Annotated in this window: 20 protein-coding genes and 1 pseudogene; 12 read left to right on the top strand and 9 right to left on the bottom strand. The window is 66.3% G+C overall.

The features are described 5' to 3' along the window. Nucleotides 1-58 precede the first annotated feature (58 nt). The 3 genes from ACZ1A1_RS16460 to ACZ1A1_RS16470 all read left to right on the top strand — a co-directional run bounded on the left by ACZ1A1_RS16460 (nucleotide 59) and on the right by ACZ1A1_RS16470 (nucleotide 1,836). Nucleotides 59-514 (top strand): hypothetical protein, encoded by a 456-nt coding sequence (locus ACZ1A1_RS16460; protein WP_463620729.1) that lies wholly within the window; start codon nucleotides 59-61, stop codon nucleotides 512-514. A gap of 220 nt (nucleotides 515-734) precedes the next feature. After that, on the top strand, nucleotides 735-1,235 hold the full coding sequence (locus ACZ1A1_RS16465) for a GNAT family N-acetyltransferase (RefSeq protein WP_119258188.1): 501 nt from the start codon (nucleotides 735-737) through the stop codon (nucleotides 1,233-1,235). 16 nt (nucleotides 1,236-1,251) lie between these two features. Continuing rightward, the gene (locus ACZ1A1_RS16470; protein WP_463620730.1) at nucleotides 1,252-1,836 is read left to right on the top strand and encodes a DJ-1/PfpI family protein; all 585 of its coding nucleotides are present in this window, start codon (nucleotides 1,252-1,254) and stop codon (nucleotides 1,834-1,836) included. 550 nt (nucleotides 1,837-2,386) lie between these two features. Here ACZ1A1_RS16470 and ACZ1A1_RS16475 read toward each other — a convergent pair. Together ACZ1A1_RS16475 and ACZ1A1_RS16480 are read right to left on the bottom strand one after the other, a co-directional pair. Beyond that, nucleotides 2,387-3,295, bottom strand: coding sequence for a cytochrome c (locus tag ACZ1A1_RS16475; protein WP_463620732.1), 909 nt, complete (start codon nucleotides 3,293-3,295; stop codon nucleotides 2,387-2,389). Nucleotides 3,296-3,421: 126 nt separating this feature from the next. Then, nucleotides 3,422-3,865: a c-type cytochrome gene (locus ACZ1A1_RS16480; RefSeq protein ID WP_463620733.1), complete on the bottom strand. Its 444-nt coding sequence runs from the start codon at nucleotides 3,863-3,865 to the stop codon at nucleotides 3,422-3,424. A 210-nt stretch (nucleotides 3,866-4,075) separates the two neighbouring features. Here ACZ1A1_RS16480 and ACZ1A1_RS16485 point away from each other — a divergent pair, with 210 nt between their 5' ends. Next, nucleotides 4,076-5,140 (top strand): phosphatase PAP2 family protein, encoded by a 1,065-nt coding sequence (locus ACZ1A1_RS16485; protein ID WP_463620735.1) that lies wholly within the window; start codon nucleotides 4,076-4,078, stop codon nucleotides 5,138-5,140. Here ACZ1A1_RS16485 and ACZ1A1_RS16490 read toward each other — a convergent pair. After that, nucleotides 5,109-5,744 carry a LysE family translocator gene (locus ACZ1A1_RS16490; protein WP_463620736.1) on the bottom strand — a complete coding sequence of 212 codons (636 nt, stop codon included), beginning with the start codon at nucleotides 5,742-5,744 and terminating at the stop codon, nucleotides 5,109-5,111. The two genes, ACZ1A1_RS16485 and ACZ1A1_RS16490, sit on opposite strands and share 32 nt — an antisense overlap. 121 nt (nucleotides 5,745-5,865) lie before the next feature. Between ACZ1A1_RS16490 and ACZ1A1_RS16495 the strand changes: the two genes are divergently transcribed. Continuing rightward, nucleotides 5,866-6,567 (top strand): helix-turn-helix transcriptional regulator, encoded by a 702-nt coding sequence (locus tag ACZ1A1_RS16495; RefSeq protein ID WP_463620737.1) that lies wholly within the window; start codon nucleotides 5,866-5,868, stop codon nucleotides 6,565-6,567. 53 nt (nucleotides 6,568-6,620) lie between these two features. On the opposite strand, the gene ACZ1A1_RS16500 is transcribed toward ACZ1A1_RS16495, so the two are convergent. The 3 genes from ACZ1A1_RS16500 to ACZ1A1_RS16510 all read right to left on the bottom strand — a co-directional run bounded on the left by ACZ1A1_RS16500 (nucleotide 6,621) and on the right by ACZ1A1_RS16510 (nucleotide 7,943). Beyond that, the gene (locus ACZ1A1_RS16500; RefSeq protein ID WP_463620738.1) at nucleotides 6,621-6,929 is read right to left on the bottom strand and encodes a type II toxin-antitoxin system RelE/ParE family toxin; all 309 of its coding nucleotides are present in this window, start codon (nucleotides 6,927-6,929) and stop codon (nucleotides 6,621-6,623) included. Continuing rightward, nucleotides 6,926-7,183 (bottom strand): CopG family ribbon-helix-helix protein, encoded by a 258-nt coding sequence (locus tag ACZ1A1_RS16505; RefSeq protein ID WP_463620739.1) that lies wholly within the window; start codon nucleotides 7,181-7,183, stop codon nucleotides 6,926-6,928. Before ACZ1A1_RS16505 ends, ACZ1A1_RS16500 begins: the two co-directional genes overlap by 4 nt. A gap of 157 nt (nucleotides 7,184-7,340) precedes the next feature. Further along, on the bottom strand, nucleotides 7,341-7,943 hold the full coding sequence (locus ACZ1A1_RS16510) for a superoxide dismutase (protein ID WP_313194074.1): 603 nt from the start codon (nucleotides 7,941-7,943) through the stop codon (nucleotides 7,341-7,343). Between the two features lie 263 nt (nucleotides 7,944-8,206). On the opposite strand from ACZ1A1_RS16510, the gene ACZ1A1_RS16515 reads away from it, so the two are divergent. After that, nucleotides 8,207-8,599, top strand: coding sequence for a hypothetical protein (locus ACZ1A1_RS16515; RefSeq protein WP_415216183.1), 393 nt, complete (start codon nucleotides 8,207-8,209; stop codon nucleotides 8,597-8,599). 298 nt (nucleotides 8,600-8,897) lie between these two features. Here ACZ1A1_RS16515 and ACZ1A1_RS16520 read toward each other — a convergent pair whose 3' ends face one another. Continuing rightward, complete coding sequence (locus tag ACZ1A1_RS16520) at nucleotides 8,898-9,782, bottom strand: branched-chain amino acid aminotransferase (RefSeq protein ID WP_463620740.1); 885 nt, start codon at nucleotides 9,780-9,782, stop codon at nucleotides 8,898-8,900. A gap of 287 nt (nucleotides 9,783-10,069) precedes the next feature. Here ACZ1A1_RS16520 and ACZ1A1_RS16525 point away from each other — a divergent pair, with 287 nt between their 5' ends. The 3 genes from ACZ1A1_RS16525 (at nucleotide 10,070) to tam (ending at nucleotide 12,836) form a co-directional block, all read left to right on the top strand. After that, nucleotides 10,070-11,110, top strand: a complete 1,041-nt coding sequence (locus ACZ1A1_RS16525; RefSeq protein ID WP_463620741.1) for a zinc-dependent alcohol dehydrogenase family protein — start codon at nucleotides 10,070-10,072, stop codon at nucleotides 11,108-11,110. A 301-nt stretch (nucleotides 11,111-11,411) separates the two neighbouring features. After that, the gene (locus tag ACZ1A1_RS16530; protein ID WP_463620742.1) at nucleotides 11,412-12,062 is read left to right on the top strand and encodes a haloacid dehalogenase type II; all 651 of its coding nucleotides are present in this window, start codon (nucleotides 11,412-11,414) and stop codon (nucleotides 12,060-12,062) included. Then, nucleotides 12,063-12,836: a trans-aconitate 2-methyltransferase gene (gene tam / locus ACZ1A1_RS16535; protein ID WP_463620743.1), complete on the top strand. Its 774-nt coding sequence runs from the start codon at nucleotides 12,063-12,065 to the stop codon at nucleotides 12,834-12,836. Nucleotides 12,837-12,839: 3 nt separating this feature from the next. Here tam and ACZ1A1_RS16540 read toward each other — a convergent pair. Continuing rightward, nucleotides 12,840-13,067, bottom strand: a pseudogene (locus ACZ1A1_RS16540) (type 2 periplasmic-binding domain-containing protein); the annotation flags it as partial. A 385-nt stretch (nucleotides 13,068-13,452) separates the two neighbouring features. Between ACZ1A1_RS16540 and ACZ1A1_RS16545 the strand changes: the two are divergent. After that, nucleotides 13,453-14,601 (top strand): MFS transporter, encoded by a 1,149-nt coding sequence (locus ACZ1A1_RS16545; protein ID WP_463620744.1) that lies wholly within the window; start codon nucleotides 13,453-13,455, stop codon nucleotides 14,599-14,601. Between the two features lie 313 nt (nucleotides 14,602-14,914). Here ACZ1A1_RS16545 and ACZ1A1_RS16550 read toward each other — a convergent pair whose 3' ends face one another. After that, nucleotides 14,915-15,304: a hypothetical protein gene (locus tag ACZ1A1_RS16550; RefSeq protein ID WP_463620745.1), complete on the bottom strand. Its 390-nt coding sequence runs from the start codon at nucleotides 15,302-15,304 to the stop codon at nucleotides 14,915-14,917. Nucleotides 15,305-15,547: 243 nt separating this feature from the next. Here ACZ1A1_RS16550 and ACZ1A1_RS16555 point away from each other — a divergent pair, with 243 nt between their 5' ends. After that, nucleotides 15,548-17,110: a helicase HerA-like C-terminal domain-containing protein gene (locus tag ACZ1A1_RS16555; protein ID WP_463620891.1), complete on the top strand. Its 1,563-nt coding sequence runs from the start codon at nucleotides 15,548-15,550 to the stop codon at nucleotides 17,108-17,110. Between the two features lie 613 nt (nucleotides 17,111-17,723). Continuing rightward, the gene (locus ACZ1A1_RS16560) at nucleotides 17,724-19,244 is read left to right on the top strand and encodes an ABC-F family ATP-binding cassette domain-containing protein (protein ID WP_463620746.1); all 1,521 of its coding nucleotides are present in this window, start codon (nucleotides 17,724-17,726) and stop codon (nucleotides 19,242-19,244) included. The last annotated feature ends 345 nt before the right edge of the window (nucleotides 19,245-19,589 follow it).

Consider the following 19,589-nt stretch of genomic DNA (forward strand, 5'->3'; position numbering starts at 1 on the left):
CAAGTCTCGCAAAAGCCGCAACCGCTAATGGTTCCCTCAGGATTCGAGGGAGCCTTTCATGAAGATCGACGGCAGCATGCTTTCCGCCTATGCGCTCGGCCGGCAGCGGCCCGCCGCCGCCGCTGGCGACAGCCTTTCCAATGGCATGGGCGATAGCGGCGGCGCGTGGAAGCGCAACATCCCGACGGTGGAGACCTCCGCCGCCATGCCTTCCGGCCTTGCCAATGCGCTGTGGGTCAACAAGCAGGAGAAGGCCGAGCGGGAAAGCGACGGGCTCCTGTCCGATTTCATGGAGCTTTCGAAGATGAACCCGGTCGAGCGCCTGCGCAAGGAGCTGCTCGAATCGATGGGCCTCACCGAGGAGAGCCTCGCCGCGCTGCCGCCCGAGCAGCGCGAGGCGATCGAAGAGGAGATCCGCCGCGCCATCAAGGAGCGGCTGGGCATCGACGACACCCGGCAGGCCGGCCCCGCGGAAGGGCAATCCGCGGCCGGCACGGAGGAAGCGAAGGCCTGACCGGCCTTCGCTTTCATCCTTTCTCTTTCCCATGAGAAAGCCAGTTGACAAACGGCGCGAAAGGGAGAATATCGCGACCATGATCAAGAGCACGCACATCGCCGCAACGTATTTTTGGCTGTTCCGATAAGGAGCGGCTGTTCGATCATGTCAACAAGCCGCCATCAGGCGGCTTTGTTGTTTTAGGGCACCTGATGGCACGAAAACCAAGGAGCCCGAAATGCTGAATACCGTCATCAAGCTCGATCCCCACGCCGTCGAACGCCCGCCGATGCTGACCATCCGCGCCGCGCGCCAAGGCGACCTGCAGCAGATCCTCGACATGATCGCGCTGCACGCCGAATGCCACGGCGACACCGCGAAGATCACCGCCGTCGACCTCGACCGCGACCTATTCGGCACCCATCCCTGGATCACCGCCCTCGTCGCGGAAGCCGGCGGCCGGCTGATCGGCTACGCGCTGATGGTGCCGATGTACCGCGCCATGGAAGGCGTGCGCGGCATGGAGCTGCACCAGATCTTCGTGCGCGAGGACAATCGCGGCCACGGCATCGGCCGCCATCTCGTTTCCCGCGCCCGCGAGCATGCCCGCATCTCCGGCTGCGGCTACCTCTCGGTGAGCGCGGCGACCGGCAATTTCGGCGCGCACCGCTTCTACGAGCAGATGAACTTCCGCGCCGGCCCGGTGACGGGCATGCGCTACGTCCAGGCATTGGGCTGAACCGACGGAGGCCGGCATGGCGAAGCGACTGGCAATCGTGCTGACGGAAGGCTACGCGGACTGGGAATGCGCCCTGCTGATGGCGACGGCGCGCGGCGACTGCGGGGCGGAGACCGTGGTGCTGACGCCCGGCGGGGCTGACGTCACCTCGCTCGGCGGCGTTACCATCAAATCCGCAGGCAAGGCGGAGGCGGTCCTGCCCGCCGATTTCGACGCGCTGGTGGTCTGCGGCGGCACGATATGGCAATCCGGCGCGGCGCCCGACCTCTCGGCTCCGGTCGGGCGTTTCGTCGAGGCCGGCAAGCCGGTGGCGGCGATCTGCGACGCCACGCTGGAATTCGCCCGCCTCGGCCTCTTCGATACGCGGGCGCATACCGGCAACTATCCCGGCCAGATCGGCAAGCTCGTTCCGGACTATCGCGGCGCGGCGCACTACCGCGACCAGCCGCAGGCCGTGAACGACCGCGGCGTCATCACCGCCTCCGGCGCGGCACCCGCCACCTTCGCCCGCGAAATCCTCGAGGCCATCGGCCTCGGCTCCGCGGAGCTGCGGGATTATCTGGCGATGTACGGGGATGAGCATGGGGCGGCGAAGGGCTGAGGAGGGTTGAGGGCTGGCGCAGAACGCATACCGGCCCACGCAGAAGCGGCTGACCGTGCCACGGAAATGCCCGACCCGATGGCCGCAGTACCCCGCCTGATGGCCGCAGCACCCGACTTTTCGGCATTGTCGCGGCTTGGCGGCATTTCGCCAGCCTGAAGGCATCTCACCCGGCTTGGGGCATTCCGGCTTGGTGGCGGCCATGCCCTGCACGGCGGCAGGAGGCTGCCCACCCCACCCTCCATCGTCATCCTCGGGCTTGACCCGAGGACCCACGCCCCGAGCTCAGGTCGTGCCGTGACTCATGGATCCTCGGGTCAAGTCCGAGGATGACAAAGGAGAGGTGAGTGTCCCGTCAGGGCGGCAGAGAGGATGCGGCTCGCGTAAGGCCTCGAGCATTCAGGCTCACGGGGCGTCGGGCCTACCGGACGCTTAGGCCCGCCGAACGTTCCGGCCCCCTGAGCGTTCCGCCGACCGAGCGTTCAAGCTCCGCCAAACCGTCAGACCCCGTCAGGCCTCGTCCCAAACCGCCCGACCCTGCCCCCAAACCTCACCGCGCCGGGATCGCCTTCAGGTAGGCGGCGATCGCCTCGCGGTCTTCCTTCGGCAGCAGCGCCATGTTCTTCTGCACGGAGACCATGGCGCCGCCGACGCTGTCGAATTCCGGCGTGAAGCCGGTTTCGAGATAGTTGACGATATCGCCTGCGCTCCAGCTGCCGAAGCGGCCCTCGACGGGGGTGATGTCGGGGACGCGGCCTTCGCCTTCCGGGTTCGGCCCGCCGGCGAGCCACTGGTCGGTCTTCAGGCCGCCCAGCATGTCGCGCGGCGTGTGGCATTCGCCGCAATGGCCCGGCCCCTCGACGAGATACTGGCCGTGCCTGACGGTCTCGTCGGCATCGGCGAGCGCCACGCGCGGTGCCTCGTTGAGGTAGAGAAACTTCCAGCCGCCGAGCGCGAGGCGGATGTTGAAGGGGAACGGCAGCTCGTGCCCCGGCGCGACATTGCCGCTCTTCGGCAGGGTCTTCAGATAGGCGTAGAGATCGCCGATGTCCTTGACCGTCATGCGCGCATAGGAGGCGTAGGGGAAGGAGGGATAGAGGTGCTCGCCGTCGCGGCCGGTGCCGCGCTTCATGGCGTCGCCGAATTCCGCCAGCGTCCAGGCGCCGATGCCCGCCGTCTCGTCCGGCGAGATGTTCGGCGCATGGAAGGTGCCGAAGGGGCTCTTCAGCGCGAGCCCGCCGGCCAGCACCAGCTTCTGGTCGTCCGGCGCGCCCGGCGCCGCGTGACAGCTCACACAGCCGCCCGCATGGAAGATGCGTTCCCCATTGGCAAGGTCCGGCTCGCCGGCGGCGGCCCAGGTCTCGGCCGGAAGCCGCTCGGGCGCCGTCAGGAAGACGAATGCGCCCGCGCCGATCGCGCCGAGCAGCACCACGCCGCCAAGAAGTCTTTTGAGTGCCATGGGCCCTCCCCGCCTGCGCCCGCCCCTTCCTACGAAGAGGTCGCGGCGCATAAACACAAAGGTTCCACCCCGGCGGCCGGCACCGGAACGGTGTTCATTCCTTCGGGATGATCCGGTCCACCGCGGTCACTTCTTGACGCGGTAGACCTCATGACAGCCGCCGCAATTGGGGCCGATCGCGCCAAGCGCCGCGACGACGCCCGCCTGGTCCGCAGGAAGGCTCGCAAGGGCCGTGTCGGCGGCCGCGCCGAGCTTGGCGGCATGGGCCTTGAAGTCGTCCATCTGTTCCCAGATCGTCGCCTTGGCCTCCGTGTCGTGGCCCGTCTCGGAGCCTACGGGGAACTGCTCCGGGAAGGCCTTCGCCACCTCGCTCATCGTGGTCAGCGATGCCTTGACGACCTCCGCGTCATAGGGCTTCTCGCCCTTGGCGATGCCGGAAAGCGCGCCCATGGCCCCGCCCACCTTCTTCATCATCTGCTGGCGCACGACCTGCGGCTCGTCCGCCGCCACGACGGCGCCCGCGCCGATGACTGCAAGCGCGGCCGCGGCCGCCAAAGTCCTGAACTTCATCGAGTTCTCCCCGTTGCTGGCGGCCGGCCGGGCCGCGCCGCCGATTTGCGATGCGCGGCCATGATTGCATTTTAGAAAATCCACGACAGTAAAATCTTTTTGATGCCGGCGATGCGCGGAACGCCACGGGCGGCCGCATCTTCAACGTTTCTTGATCTTTTATAAGCACAACTCGGGCATCGACATAGTGCCGGTCCGAGGGCCACCAGCATGCGGAACGCATTCCTCAAGACCCTGTCCGCCGACCTGCGGCAGATGCTGCCCTTCCACGCCTTCGTTCTCGCGCATATGGCGCTGGTCATCGGCATCCTCACCTGGCATGCCGATTTCACGGCAGCGGCCTACCGGCAATATGCCGCGCAGTTCGGGCCGATTTATTTCCTCGGGCTTCCGGCCATTCTCCTCCTCGGCAAGCTCGTTGCCGGCGTGTTCCGCAACCCGAAGGCGCCGCTCGCCTGGATGACGCTGCCGACGCCCGCGCTGCTCGGCCATCTGGCCGGCGCCGCCGCCGTCTTCGGCTCCTTCATCCTCTTCATGGGCTCGTTCACGACGTTCAAGACGCTGATGCCGGCCCTGAGGAACGGCTTTCCCTATGACCGCGTGCAGGCCGACCTGGATGCGCTGCTCTTCGGCGGCGTCGATCCCGGGCCGTGGCTGATGGCGCTCTTCGGCAATCCGCATATCCTCTCCATCCTCGAATGGAACTATTCCGTCGGCTGGCCCGCCTTTGCCTTCGCCCCGCTCTTCTTCATCGTGCTGCGCACGAAGGGCGCTGTCCGCCTGCGCTATTGCCTCGGCTTCGCCCTCGTCTGGGCGGTACTCGGCAATCTCCTCGCATGTCTCTTTCTTTCCGCCGGTCCCGCCTTCTACGGGCACGTCACCGGCGATGCCGCGCGCTTCGCGGCGCAGTTGCGGATGCTCGACAATGGCGTCGTGGCGGCCATCCAGGCCTATCTGTGGCAGAACCATCTTCAGGACGTCGCAGGGCTCGGGACGGGCATTTCCGCCTTTCCGAGCGTTCATGTCGGCGTCACGATGATGAATGCCCTTTTCCTGCGGGAATTCAGCCGCACCGCCGGCCTTCTCGGCTTTGCCTATGTCTTCGTCATCCTCGTGAGCTCGACGCTCTTCGGCTGGCACTACCTGATCGACGGCTATACCTCCATATTGGTCGTCCTTCTCCTGCATGTCGCGCTGAAGCGCCTGTTCGCGGCAAGGTCCGCAGCAACACCGGCCGAAGACCTCAAACCGTCCCCCAGCCCCGCCATACCGTGACCACGGCGATCGCGACGAGCAGCACGCCCGCCGCGCGGCCGATGAGGCGGGTGGCGGCGGGGCTGCCGACGAGCGCGGCGCGGCTCTTCGCGGCGGCGAATACGAGGCCGCCATAGACGGCAAGCTGCGTCGCCCAGATCATCAGCAGCATGACGAGCGTCTGGCGCCAGAGCGGGCCGAATTCCGGGCGCAGGAACTGCGGGAAGACGGCGAGCATGAAGAGATAGGCCTTGGGGTTCATGAGGCTCGTCAGCGCGCCCTGGCGGAAACGCGTGACAAGGCCGCGCCGCTCGAGGCCGTCGACTTCGCCGATCACGATGGAGCTGCGGAAGAGCTGCCAGCCGATGAAGGCGACATAGGCCGCGCCGAGCACCAGCAGGACATTGAAGAGCTTCGGCGCGAAATGCAGCAGCATGCCGACGCCGAGGGCGGCATAGAGCATGTGCACCAGACCGCCCGCCATGATGCCGAAGGTCGCCGAGAGCCCCGCCCTGCGGCCGCCGGAAAGCGCGCTTGCCAGCACGAAGACCATGTCCATGCCCGGCACGATGATGATGCCGGAGACGAGCAGGAAGAAGAGCCAGAGGTTTTCGCTGTAGGTCATGTCAGTTGGCCGTTGCCTTTTGCCGCGCCGCAGCCCTATGCTGCCTTTCGTTTCAAGCGCTTGAGGCGTGATATAGCGAAGGCCAACTGACAGGGATGTGTCAGTTGTGACGGAGAAAACCATGCGCAAGGCATCCCGGCTCTTCGAGATCATCCAGATCCTGCGGCTCGCCCGCCAGCCGGTGACCGCCGCCGAGATCGCCGAACGGCTGGAGGTGACGGTGCGCTCGATCTACCGCGACATCGCCGCGCTGCAGGCGATGCGCGTGCCGGTCGAGGGCGAGCGCGGCATCGGCTATATCCTGCGTCCCGGCTTCGACCTGCCGCCGCTGATGTTCACCATCGAGGAGACGGAGGCCGTGGTGCTGGCGCTCGCCCTTCTGGAGCGCACGGGGGACGCGGAACTGAAGGCGGCCGCCAGAAGGGTGGGCGAGAAGATCGCCGGCGCCGTGCCGCCGCCGCTGCGCCAGACGCTTTCCGCCCGCGCGCTGCACGCCTGGGGCACCGCGCCGCGCCAGCCCGAGGGCATCGACCTTGCCACGGTGCGCCGGGCGATCCGCGACGAGGAGAAGCTGCTCATCGACTACCGCGACGAATATGCCCGCGCCACCGAGCGCACCATCCGCCCCATCGCGCTCATCTACTATTCGGAAACGGCGAACATCGTCGCCTGGTGCGAGCTGCGCCAGGCCATCCGCAATTTCCGCGCGGACCGGGTGGAGGCCTGCGAAGCGACGGGCGGGCACTTTCGCGGCGAAGGCGACGGGCTGCGGCAGATCTGGATTTCCGGCTGGGCGGAGAACCGGGCGGCGGCGGGTTCCTAAGCGTTTCACGCATTCCGGACGCAGAGCCCGCGATCCACTTTGCTGGAATTGCCCTATTCCGGCCATTCCTCGCGCGGCCATTGCCGCGCGGTATGGATGACGCGCAGGATGAACAGGGTCTCCCGCCCCTCGGCCATCTCCATGCAATAGGCGAGAACATAGGGAAGGCCGCTCACCGATTTCTCGTAGGTGCCGCCGACCCGGCCCGGCCGGCCGACGGCGCGTTCGCCCAAAAGGACCGCCGCCGCATCGATCCGCGCGACAACCGAGCGTGCCGCTGCGGGATCGTCCTTCGCGATGTGGCGGACCTGCTGCTTCAGGTCATCGAGGGCCGCGCGGGACCATCGGACGGGACGCTTCACGACCGGCCGCGCTCAGCCGTATCGATCGCGGAGGCAAGTTCGGACATGGCTTCCTCATGCGAAACCGTCCGCCCCTTGCGAACGTCCTCAAGGCCTTCGCTGATGCCCTCTACGATCGCCAGTTCCCTGGCGACATAGGCCGAGACCGCCTCGGCGGCGAGGAAGGAGCGGCTGCGGCGCGTGTCCGCCGCCAGCCTGTCGAGCTTTTCCTTGATGTCGGTGCTGACGCGGATCGTCATCGTCGTGCTGCTCATGGTGGCCATCCGTACTGGTTTGTGTACATGCCAGCACAATATCACACATCGGACGAAGTTGAAAAACCTGTTCCTTTTCGGCAGACGGAGAGAAGGCCCGCCAAAAAAAAACCCGGCCGTTTCCGACCGGGGTTTGCGTAATCGGCAAGCCGAAGGCTTACTTCGTTGCGGCTTCGTAGCGCTCCAGGACGTAGTCCCAGTTGATCAGGCTATCGACGAAGGCTTCGAGGTATTTCGGGCGGGCGTTGCGGTAGTCGATGTAGTAGGAGTGTTCCCATACGTCGACGCCGAGGATCGGTTCCGCGCCGTGGACCAGCGGGTTCTCGCCGTTCGGGGTCTTGGAGATGGCGAGCTTGCCGTCCTTGACGGAGAGCCATGCCCAGCCGGAGCCGAACTGCGTGGTGCCGGCGGCGACGAAATCGGCCTTGAACTTGTCATAGCCGCCCAGATCGCTGTCGATGGCCTTCTGGAGCGCGCCCGGCAGGCTCTTGCCGCCGCCGCCCTTCTTCATCCAGTTCCAGAAATGGAGGTGGTTGTAGTGCTGGCCGGCATTGTTGAAGAGGCCCTGGTTGGTGCCGTAGGACTTCTTGACGATCTCTTCGAGGGAGAGGTTCGCAAGGCCTGCTTCCTCCGCCAGCTTGTTGCCGTTGTCGACATAGGCCTTGTGGTGCTTGTCGTGGTGATATTCGAGCGTCTCGCGCGACATGAAGGGGGCGAGTGCGTCGTAATCGTAGGGAAGCGGCGGAAGTTCGAAAGCCATGATGGTGTCTCCTCTTTGTTTGCCGCAATTCCGAAGGCGGGCCGGTTTCCCGGCCGTTGCTGGAATTGCTCTGGCGACGGAATTTTGTGAAGGAAATCCGTGAGCGGAACATAGGAGCGGCAACCGGAAGAGGCAACCGCCCGCCTTCCAAATTTTCCTGACATGCGGCAAAATCCTTCCCGTTCCGCCTGCCGGATCAACGCGGGCGGAACCCCTTTCCGATTCCCGGCGTTTCGTCCCTTCCCGCCAACCCGGAGCCCTCCATGCGCATCATCCCCCTTTCCGCCCTCGCCCTCTCGCTTGCCGCCGCCGGCGCGCACGCCTCTTCCTCCGACGCCTGGGAGGAATTCCGCGCGGATGTGGAGAAAAGCTGCCTTGCCAGCCTGCCGGAGGTGCTGGGAACGCCGAACGTCTTCGTCGAGCCGACCGGCACGCAATCCTTCGGCATCGCGGCGATCGAGGGGCTTTCGCCGGAATCGAAGAGCCAGATCACCTATGTCTGCATCTACGACAAGCAGAAGAAGACGGTTGAAGTCTCCCCGCCGATCGCCGCGGAATTCCTGCATGTGGTGCGGGAAAGCGAGCGCGAGGCGGCGGCCAGAAAACGGGCCGAGACGGGGGATAATACGACGCAGGATGCAGCGGGGCAGGAATAGGTAGTATCGGGGAGCTGCACTTTCCTTCACTCCTCCCGCTGCCTTCGAGGCAAACATCCTCCAGGGCACCACATCTCCTCCATTATGGTCGGGCTTGAGCCGACCATCCACCGGGACGCCGCGGATCGTGGATCCTCGGGTCGAGCCAGAGGATGACGACAGAAGAAAAGGAGGTCGGTTGACAGCAGCGCTGCCTGTGCCGCACCCCTCTATTGGGGAGTGTCGCCTCTCCTCCCCTGCGTCACCCTCGGCCTTGAGCCGAGGGTCCAAAGCCGGCCCTAAGGCCGGCCCGCTTCATTCACGCATCGCCGTTCGAATGCGCCCAGTCGAAGTAGAGGTCGCGGGCCTTGGCGGTGATGGGGCCGTGGGGAAGGTCGCGGTCCTCGAAGCGGGTGACGGGGACGACCTTGGAGTAGTTGCCGGAGGTGAAGATCTCGTCGGCAGCTGAAAAGTCGGCCGGGGTGAGCGTGGTCTCGACCACGTCGAAGCCTGCGTCCCGCAAAAGGCCGATGACGCGGCTGCGCGTAATGCCGGCAAGGAAGGTGTGGTTGGCGGCGGGGGTGAAGACGACGCCGTCGCGCACCATGAAGATGTTGGACGAGGCGGTCTCGGCGACATTGCCCAGCATGTCGCGCACCAGCGCATTGTCGAAGCCGCGCTTCTTGGCCTCCACCAGCATGCGGGCATTGTTCGGGTAGAGGCAGCCGGCCTTGGCATCCGTCGGCATGCATTCCACCGTCGGACGGCGGAAGGGCGAGACGGTGAGCGAGGAGCGGGCATTCGGATCGCCCATCGACGCCTCGAACAGGCAGAGCGCGAAGCGGGTGGAGCCCGCATCCGGCGCGACGACGCTGATCGGCGAGCCGTGCTCGGCCCAGTACATCGGCTTGATGTAGATCGCCGTCCTGCCGTCGAACCTCTTGACGCCTTCCAGGGCGAGCGCCTCGATCTCTTCCGGGGAGACGGTCGCCGCAAGGCCGAGCGCCTCGGCGGAGCGGTTGATGCGCCGGCAATGCAGGTCGAGGTCCGGCGCGATGCCGTCGAACCAGCGCGCGCCATCGAAGACGGTCGAGCCGAGCCACATGGCATGCGAGGTGGGACCGATGAGCGGCGGATTGCCGGAAATCCATTCGCCGTCCACGAAGGTCCAGGTGGCGGAGCGCGGTGAGGTATCGACTGGCATGTTTCAAACTCCTTCCAGAGCATTTCCGGCAAAAGGGCGGAGCGGTTCCGCGTCCGCCAATGCGAAGAACCAAAGAGCCGGAGCGGTTTCGCGGTTCGCGAGAAAAGCGGAAATGCCCTGGCCCATCAAGGCCCGACCGGGATGAGCGGTCAAGTCGCCCCTGCCTTCCGCCAGAGCGCGCCGCATGTCCATTCAAGATGTTGAATGGGTGCATCAGGTCTTGTCATGGATGGCCCGGTTGAGGGGTTTCCGGGTGCATGCGATAGAAGAGGCAAAGGGAGACGGCCATGCGCGCGATGTACTACGAAGCCTTTGAAGCGAAACCGGATATCCGCGTCCTGCCGGATCCGGCGCCGACGCCCGGCGGCGTGGTGATCAAGGTCGAGGCGACGGGGCTGTGCCGCAGCGACTGGCACGGCTGGATGGGGCACGATCCCGATATCAAACTGCCGCATGTGCCGGGGCACGAGCTCGCCGGCACGGTGGCGGCGGTCGGCAAGGCCGTTACCCGCTTCCGCGAGGGCGAGCGGGTGACCGTGCCCTTCGTCTCCGGCTGCGGCCATTGCGGCGAGTGCCGCTCGGGCAATCAACAGGTCTGCGAGGAGCAGTTCCAGCCGGGCTTCACCCATTGGGGGTCCTTCGCCGAATATGTCGCCATCGACCATGCCGACCAGAACCTCGTGCACCTGCCGGACGCCATCGATTATGCCACGGCCGCCAGCCTCGGCTGCCGCTTCGCCACCTCCTTCCGCGCGGTGGTCGACCAGGCGCGGGTGACGGGCGGGGAATGGGTGGCGGTGCATGGCTGCGGCGGCGTCGGCCTTTCCGCCATCATGATCGCCGCCGCGCTCGGGGCGAACCTCATCGCCATCGACATTTCCCCCGAGAAGCTGGACTTCGCGAGGAAGATGGGCGCGGTCGCGGCGATCGATGCCCGCGCGGTGGCCGATGTCGCGGAAGCCGTGCGGGAGATCACCGGCGGCGGGGCGCATGCCTCCATCGACGCGCTGGGCTCGCCCGTCACCTGCTTCAACTCCATAAAGAACCTGCGCCGGCGCGGGCGGCATGTACAGGTCGGGCTGATGCTGGCCGACCATGCGACGCCGCAGATTCCGATGGCGCAGGTCATCGGCCACGAGCTGGAAATCTACGGCAGCCACGGCATGCAGGCCTGGCGCTACGACGCCATGCTTTCGATGATCGAGAGCGGCAAGCTCGCGCCGCAGAAGCTGATCGGCCGGCATATCGGGCTGGAGGAGGCCGTGCCGGCGCTGATGGCGATGGACCGGGCGACGGATCTGGGGATCAGCGTGATCACGCGGTTCTGAGGGAACAACCCCTCCCCACAAGGGGGAGGAGCTTACCGTGCCGCTCCGCTGTCGCGTTACCCTGCACGGTGAGTAAACCTTTGACTTTCTCCCCCCTTGTGGGGGAGATGCCGGCAGGCAGAGGGGGTGGCCCCGCGAAGCCGGGGCGTTACGGCAAGACCCCTCCCTAAATCCCTCCCCACAAGGGGGAGGGACTTAACGTGCCGCTCCCTCGGCGCATTCGCTTGCACGGCAAGCAACAATTGACATTCACCGCCCGATAGCCGCCAATCGCCGGTGAAAGCGCAGGAGAATCGCCGCCATGTCCCATGCCGCCTATGTGTTCGACGCCTATGGCACGCTGTTCGACGTGCATGCGGCGGTGCGGCGTCATGCGGGGGATGTCGGGCCGAACTACCAGATCTTTTCCGAGATCTGGCGCGCCAAGCAGCTCGAATATTCCTGGACGCGCGCGCTGATGGGTGCCTATGCGGATTTCTGGCAGCTCACCGAGCAGGCGCTCGACTATACGTTCCAACACGTCGGCGGCGTCGATCCCGCGCTGCGGCAGAAGCTGCTCGACGCCTACTGGAAGCTCGACTGCTACCCGGAAGTGCCGGCCGTGCTGAAGGCGCTGAAGCAGCGCGGCGCGCATATCGCCATCCTGTCCAACGGCTCACCCGCCATGCTCGCCTCGGCGGTGAAGAACGCGGCGCTCGATACCGTCATCGACGACATCTTCTCGGTGGACGCGCTGAAGACCTACAAGACCGCGCCCGCCGTCTACGACCTGGTGACGACGAATTACCGGCTCTATCCGAACGCCGTCTCCTTCCAGTCCTCCAACCGCTGGGATATCGCCGGGGCGACGAAATTCGGCTTCCGCACCGTCTGGATCAACCGTTCCGACATGCCGGACGAGTATTTCGACCTCGGCCCGGCCCTCATCCTGCCCTCGCTGGAGAGCCTGTGAATGGCCTGGTCCGCCGCGCAATACCTGAAATTCGAGGACGAGCGCACGCGCCCGGCCGCCGATCTCCTTGCCCAAGTGCCGGCCGATCTCGTCGCCGGCACGGTCTACGACCTCGGCTGCGGGCCGGGCAATTCGACGGAGCTTCTGGTCAAGCGTTTTCCCGGCCGGGGCGTGCGCGGCGTCGACAATGCGGCGGACATGCTGAAGGCGGCGCGCGAACGCCTGCCGGGCGTCGATTTTGTCGAATGCGACCTTGCCAGATGGCGCCCGCACGAGGCGGCCGCCCTGCTCTTCGCCAATGCCGTCTTCCAGTGGCTGCCCGACCATGTGGCGCTCATGGCGCGGCTGATGGACGGCCTTCGCCCCGGCGGCGTGCTGGCCGTGCAGATGCCGGACAACCTTTCCGAGCCCTCGCATCTCCTGATGGAGGAAAGCGCGCTGGCCGGCCCATGGAAAAGCGCCTTTGCCGAGGGCACGCCGCGCCGCAAGCCCCTCCCCGCCCCCGCCGCCTATTTCGACGCCCTCGGCCCGAAGGCGGCGCGCGTCGATGTCTGGCACACCGTCTACAACCACCCGATGGCCGATGCGGCGGCCATCGTCGAATGGGTGAAGGGCACGGGGCTGCGCCCCTATCTCGACCGCATCCCGGCGGAGGAACGCGGCGGCTTCCTGGCGGACTACGAGGCGCGCATCGACAAGGCCTATGCGCCGATGGCGGACGGGCGGCGGTTGCTGCGCTTCCCGCGGCTCTTCCTCATCGCCGTGAAGGCCTGAGCCTCAGATCGTCCCCGCGAGGAAATCGATGAAGGCGCGGATGCGCGCGGCCAGATGCTCGTGGCCGGCGAAGACGGCATGGGCGATCTCGATATCGCCGGGATTGAAATCCTCCAGCACCGGCATCAGCGTACCGGCGACGATATCGGGCTCGACATGAAAGCGGCCGAGGCCATCGAGGTAGAGCTGGTGCAGGATCGCGCCGCTGGACACCGGCATGTTGCCGGTGATCTCGTATCCTCGACGGTGAGATGACGCGTATCCACAAGGTCGCCCGCCCAGATAGCCGCATCGTCAGCCCGGACGGCCTCGCCCCGGTCTGGGACAAGGCTGCGTAAGGTTTGGGTTTGGGGCACGCCGTTGCCCCAACTCCCCTTCTCCCCTCGGGGAGAAGGTGCCAGCAGGCGGATGAGGGGGCGCCGGAAGTAGAACGGCACGACAGGCAGGCCGAATGGTGGGAAAAGCCCCCTCATCCGGCCCTTCGGGCGACCTTCTCCCCGACGGGAGAAGGGGAATTGAAACGCTGGCGGATTGTCGCCGGATGCGGCCGGCTTCCCAAAGAGCCGCCGGCCGGATATGGGTGATGCGCCGCGCCGCGAGCGGCTGGGAGCCCTTCATGCAGACCTCGACCGTCTTTGCGCCGGACTGGCCGGCCATTGCCGCCGTCATTCTCGGCGTCACCGCCTTTTCCGTGGCGCAGGGGCTCACCTATCCGCTGATCTCGCTGACGCTGGAATCGCGCGGCTATTCGCCGGCGCTGATCGGCGTCAATGCGCTCGCCTTCGCCGGCGGGCTTGCCGCCTCGACGCTGCTCATCGGCAGCCTCACCGCGCGCTGGCGGGCCGACCGCCTGATCATCGCCAGCCTCGTCGGCTGTTCGCTCTGCCTTGCCACCTTCGCGGCCTCCACGTCCTTCGCCGTCTGGCTCGGCGCGCGCTTCCTGCTCGGCTTCTTCGCCAGCCTCATCTTCATGCTGGGCGAGGCCTGGCTGAGCGCCGCCTGCCCGGACCGGCTGCGCGGCCGGATCTCCGGCATCTACGGGGCGGGCATGTGCGCCGGCTTTGCCGCGGGGCCGCTGGCCATTCCGCTGCTCGGCAGCGAGGGCGGGCTCGGCTTCGCGCTGACGGCGGTCTATCTCGCCATCGTCGCCTTTGCGACCGGCATGCTGATGTTCTCGACGCGGACGGTGCCCGAGCCCTCCTCGACGGGTGCCGTCTTCCGCTTCTTCCGGGCGGCGCCGGTGCTCGTCGGCATGGTCTTCGTCTTCGGCTTCGCCGATATCGCGGCGATCTCCGCCATGCCGGTCTATTTCGTGAAAATGGGCTACAGCCAGGCCTTCGCCGCCGTCAGCGTGACGGTGCTCGCCCTGCCGACCGCCATCGCCCAGCCCTTCATCGGCCTGATGCTCGACAAGCTGCCGCGCGAGCGGGTGGCGCTGAGCGCCGTGACCGCCGCCGCCGCGAGCTATCTCATCCTGCCGTCGATGGAATCGGAAATCGCGATCCTCGCCGTCTTCGCGCTGATGGGCACGGCGACCTTCTCGCTCTATACCTGCGCGCTCACCATGCTCGGCGAGCGCTACAACGGCGCGATGCTGGTGGCCGGCAGCGCGGCCTTCGCGCTCGCCTATGCGGCGGGCAGCGGCGCGGGCTCCAGCGTCACCGGCGCGATCATGGAGGCCGGCGGGCCGAAGGCCGGGCCGCTCTCGGTCGGCATCGGCCTTGCCGTTTTTACTGCGGCGCTGGTTTTCGCGCGGCGGCGGTAGAAAGGCCCCCTCTGCCTGCCAGCATCTCCCCCGCAAGGGGGAGAAAGGTGGAGGCCTGCTCATCGTTCAAAAATGGAATGCAAAGGGTGCTGCACGGTAAATCCCTCCCCCTTGTGGGGAGGGATTTACGGAGGGGTCTTCCCGTGTAACGCCCCTGCTGCGCGGGGCCGCCCCCTCTGCCCTGCCGGGCATCTCCCCCACAAGGGGGGAGAAAGATGGAGGCTTGCTCATCGTTCAAAATGGAATGCCAAGGACGCTGCACGGTAAGCCCCTCCCCCTTGTGGGGAGGGGTTGGGGAGGGGTATTGCCCCGATCAGACGAACTGGCTGAGCCCCGGAACCGAGGCAACCACTTCGTCGACCAAGTCATCGCCGGCATGTTCGCGGGCGACCGCGATGGTTTCCTTTGCAAGGCCGGTGATCTCGCCCATGCCGAGGCCCTGGCTCATGAGCTGCTGGCCGAGGCCCATGACGCCGCCGCCGCCGATGGCGCTCATCAGGCCGCCGAGCAGGCCCTTGCCCTCGCCTTCGCCATTATACTTGGCGACGAGGTCGGAGGCGCCGGGAATGGCCTCGATCATCTTCGCGACCGGGCCGTCGGCCGCCTCGCGCTGCAGGAAACCGAGCATCATGCCGATGGCCTTTTCGGCAAGGGCGGCATCGATGCCGACGGCATCGGCAACGCGGGAGACGAGATCGTTCATGGAAAATCCTCCGAAGGAATTGACGTTAACGTCAAGGTAAATGAATTCGCCGGCAAACTCAAGCGAGCCCGGCGCGCTTTCCCACCATGGCCCCACTATTGCAAGGCCTTGAAAGCGTGTTGTTTGCCTGCCGGACTATCCTTATAAACTGAGCACGACGATTCAATGAAAACATCGCCGCGGCGACGCCTTGCCGCGAATCGCAGAACCGGCAGCCCAGGGAGTTTCAACGTGGCGGATTCCATTCTTCAAGACGGAAAACTCTATATCGGCACCAGCCGCAAGCCGGACGACACGAACGACAAGCCCGAATATCTGGAGCTGAAGTTCGGCAATCGCCACGGCCTCGTCACCGGCGCGACCGGCACCGGCAAGACCGTGACGCTGCAGATCCTCGCCGAGGGCTTTTCCAATGCGGGCGTGCCCGTCTTCTGCGCCGACGTGAAGGGCGACCTTTCCGGCATCGGCGCGATGGGCGAAGCCAAGGACTTCCTGGAAAAGCGCGCCCAGCAGATCGGGCTCGAACCCTACGACTTCCAGGAATTCCCGGTGATCTTCTGGGACCTCTTCGGCGAGAAGGGCCACCGGGTGCGCACCACCATTTCCGAGATGGGCCCGCTCCTGCTCTCGCGCCTGATGAACGCGACGGATGCGCAGGAAGGCGTCATCAACATCGCCTTCAAGATCGCCGACCAGGGCGGCCTGCCGCTGCTCGACCTCAAGGATCTTCAGGCGCTGCTCAACTATATGGGCGAGAACGCCTCGGCGCTTTCCAACCAGTTCGGCTTCATCTCCAAGGCCTCCGTCGGCTCCATCCAGCGCGAGCTGCTGATCCTCGAGCAGCAGGGCGCGGTGCAGTTCTTCGGCGAGCCGGCGCTGAAGATCTCCGACATCATGCGCACGACCAATGACGGGCGCGGCGCGATCTCGGTGCTGGCCGCCGACAAATTGATGATGAACCCACGGCTCTACGGCACGTTCCTGCTCTGGATGCTCTCCGAGCTCTTCGAGGTGCTGCCGGAAGTGGGCGATCCGGAAAAGCCCAAGCTCGTCTTCTTCTTCGACGAGGCGCACCTGCTCTTCAACGATGCGCCCAAGGTGCTGATCGAGCGCGTCGAGCAGGTGGTGCGCCTCATCCGCTCGAAGGGCGTCGGCGTCTATTTCGTCACGCAGAACCCGCTCGACGTGCCGGAGACCGTGCTCGCTCAGCTCGGCAACCGCGTGCAGCATGCGCTGCGCGCCTATACGCCGCGCGAGCAGAAGGCGGTGAAGACCGCCGCCGACACGTTCCGCCCCAATCCGGATTTCGACTGCGCCACCGTCATCACCCAGCTCGGCACCGGCGAGGCGCTGGTCTCCACGCTCGAAGGCAAGGGCGCGCCCTCCATGGTGGAGCGCACCCTCATCCGCCCGCCGGCCTCGCGCCTCGGGCCGATCAGCGATGCCGAGCGCAGGAAGATCATGGATGTGAGCCCCGTCGCCGGCCTCTACGACGAGGATTTCGACCGCGAATCGGCCTACGAGATCCTGATGGCTCGCGCCAAGAAGGCGGCCGATTCCGCCGCGGCGCAGGCGCAGGCCGACCAGCAGGCCGGCCAGCCCACCTCCGGCGGCAGCCGCTGGACCCTTCCCGGCTTCGGCGACGAGGAACCGGCCGCCTCTTCCGCCCCCAAGCAGGCCAAGCCCCGCACGGGCTACCAGCGCGAAACGGTGGCGGAAGCGGCGATGAAATCCGTCGCCCGCACGGTGGCCTCCTCGCTTGGGCGGGCGCTGGTGCGGGGTATTCTGGGGAGCCTGCGGAGGTAACGGCCGCGATAGCCCCTCATCCGCCTGCCGGCACCTTCTCCCCGCAAGCGGGGAGAAGGGAGTTGAGGCTCCGCCTCGTTCCAGCTTCATCGGCGCGATTCTTGGGAAACCGGAGTGGCATTATCACCCCCTTGCAAGGTGGTGCGGCGAGTGGTCGTAAGCGCGGCCGGGGTAGCCCTTCATCCGCCTGCCGGCACCTTCTCCCCGCAGGCGGGGAGAAGGGACATGTGGGGCTGCCGCGCTCTTCTCTCATCCGTCCGGTTTGCAGGAAACCGGTGCGGCATTCCCCTTCTCCCCGCCTGCGGGGAGAAGGTCGCGGCAGCGGGATGAGGGGCGGCGGCGTTGCCAATGGCTGCGGCCGGTGCTACCCATACCCCGTTCGCAACACACAAGAGAGGGCTGTGCCGTGAAGTCCGGCTTCCTGCCACATCGCACCCATGGCCCTGATCTTGCCCTGCAAATGCGTTTGCAGGGCTGATCGGAACGAACACACTTTCTATCTGGTCTGCCCTATCCGGCGATGCGGCCTTGCGCCCGCATCAACCTCCCCGCCCTTTCGCGTGCCTGACGGCTGACGCCGCGCCGCGAGGGCCATGAAGACCAGAGAATTTCCATGTCGCTCATCAATATCCGTGCGCTCGGCGTCACGCTGTCCACCGAGCTTTTTGCCAATCTCAACCTCTCCATCGCCGCCGGCGACCGCATCGGGCTCGTCGCCGCCAACGGGCGCGGCAAGTCCACGCTGCTGAAATGCATCACCGGCGCCTTCGAGCCGACGACGGGCGAGATCACCCGCGCGCGCGGCCTCACCATCGGCCATATGGAGCAGAACCTTCCCGCCGGCCTCGAAAGGCTCACCTTCCGCGAGGCGGTGCTGGGCGCGCTCTCGCCCGAGCAGCAGGAGAGCGAAAGCTGGCGCGCCGACGTGACGCTGGAGGAGCTGGAAGTGCCCGAGGCGCTGCGCGAGCGGTCGCTGGCGGCGCTGAGCGGCGGATGGCAGCGCATCGCGCTCGTCGCCCGCGTGCGCGTCGGCGAGCCGGACGTGCTGCTGCTCGACGAGCCGACCAACCATCTCGACCTGGAAAAGATCTCCAGGCTGGAGAACTGGCTCGCCACGCTGCCGCGCGACATGCCGGTCATCCTCTCCAGCCACGACCGCGCCTTCCTCGATGCCGTGACGAACCGCACGCTCTTCCTGCGCCCCGAGCGCTCGCAGCTCTTCGCGCTGCCCTATTCCCGCGCCCGGGCGGCACTGGACGAGGCGGATGCGGCGGAGGAGCGGCGCTTCGAGAAGGAGATGAAGACCGCCCAGCAGCTTCGCCAGCAGGCGGCCAAGCTCAACAATATCGGCATCAATTCCGGCAGCGACCTTCTGGTGGTCAAGACTAGGCAGCTCAAGGCCCGGGCCGAGCGGATCGAGGAGGCGGCGAAGCCGGCGCATCTGGAGCGTTCGGCCGGCGCGATCCGCCTCGCCAATCGCGGCACGCATGCCAAGGTGCTGGTGACGCTGGAAGATTCGGCGGTGGAGACGCCGGACGGCACGCTTCTCTTCCGCACGAGCCAAAAATTCATATGCCAAGGCGACCGTATCGTGCTGCTCGGCCTCAACGGCACCGGCAAGACGCGGCTGGTGCGGCGGCTGCGGCAGGCGATCGAGGGGGCGAGCGAGCCCGGCATCAGGCCGACGCCCTCGCTGGTGCTCGGCTATGGCGACCAGGCGCTGTCCGACCTTTCGGATGGGGAAACGCCGCATGGCACGATCATCCACCGCTTCGACGTCGGCGACCAGCGGGCGCGCAGCCTGCTTGCCGGCGCGGGCTTTTCCATCGAGATGCAGGGGCGGCCGGTCGGGCAGCTCTCGGGCGGGCAGAAGGCGCGGCTCGGCATGCTGGTGCTGCTGCTCGCCAATCCGAACTTCTACCTGCTCGACGAGCCGACCAACCATCTCGACATCGAGGGGCAGGAGGCGCTGGAGCGGGAACTAACGGCGCAGGAGACAAGCTGCCTCTTCGTCTCGCACGACCGCGCCTTCGTGCGGGCGGTGGCGAACCGGTTCTGGCTGATCGAGAGGCGCAAGCTGATCGAGATAGACGGGCCGGAGGGCTTCTTTGCGGAGACGGCGCTTCTGACGTGAGCGGGGCCGGCAGGGGCAGGCTGCCGCCCATGGAACTCGACGTTGCTCCTCTTCCCTTCTCCCCTTCGGGGAGAAGGTGGCCCGAAGGGTCGGATGAGGGGGAGGCAGCGAAGGAAGAAAGGCTTTTCTTTTTTTGCCTTCGGCATCCCCCTCATCCGCCTGCCGGCACCTTCTCCCCGCGGCGGAGAAGGGGAATGAGGAGATGCCCTCATATGATAGCTCGGCAGTGAGGGGGTGGGGCGGGTTCCATCCGGAATGGAGGACCGAAAGGCAACTTGGATTGCCGGTAAAGTCCGCCCCTCTCCTCCGTCATCCTCGGGCTTGACCCGAGGATCTATGCGACAC

The organism is Shinella sp. R2-11 (genome assembly GCF_055330205.1).